Origin of the sequence: Duganella violaceipulchra, from assembly GCF_019166075.1 — a bacterium.
Classification (GTDB): domain Bacteria; phylum Pseudomonadota; class Gammaproteobacteria; order Burkholderiales; family Burkholderiaceae_D; genus Rugamonas; species Rugamonas violaceipulchra.
Genome location: NZ_JAHTGR010000095.1, coordinates 1 through 713, shown reverse-complemented (window position 1 = coordinate 713; position 713 = coordinate 1). Strand labels below are relative to the sequence as shown.

Sequence of the window (713 nt, the reverse complement as noted above, 5' to 3'; positions counted from 1 at the left end):
GGGATGCCCAAGGGGGTGATGGTTCAGCACGAAAATGTGTTACGTCTATTTGCAGCGACACAAGACCGGTTTCATTTTAATGTCAACGATGTGTGGACGCTGTTCCACTCGTTTGCTTTTGACTTCTCTGTATGGGAGCTATGGGGCGCGCTTTTATACGGAGGTCGCTTGGTTGTCGTTCCGGCAATATGTGCACGTTCGCCACAAAGCTTTTACGCGTTGCTTTGTCGAGAACGCGTCACCATACTGAACCAAACACCTAGCGCCTTCCGTCAGTTGATCGCGGCGCAGCAGGAATGTGGAGAGAAGCATCTTTTGCGCCAGATTATTTTCGGTGGTGAAGCGCTTGAATTGCATTCGCTTAAACCATGGACTGAGCGCAACTCCATTCATGACACCAGACTCGTCAATATGTACGGGATCACCGAAATCACGGTACACGCAACCTATCACAATATCAGCGAGGAAGACATTGATGGGCGGACTGGTAGCCTTGTCGGAAAACCACTCAATGACTTGCGAATTTATATCCTTGACTCCCACCTGCAGCCGGTGCCGGTTGGGGTGACGGGCGAGATTTATATTGGGGGAGCGGGAGTGGCGCGCGGCTATTTGAACCGTGCGGAGTTGACGGCAGAGCGCTTCCTTCCGGATCCGTTCAGTGCGCAGGCGGAAGCGCGGCTATACAAGAGCGGCGACCTGGGCCGCTGGTT

General features: G+C 53.3%; 1 protein-coding gene. It reads left to right on the top strand.

Annotated features, from left to right (window positions below):
• Window positions 1-713 (top strand): AMP-binding protein (locus KVP70_RS33120; RefSeq protein ID WP_217946692.1); only part of this gene is annotated, 713 nt, incomplete at both ends.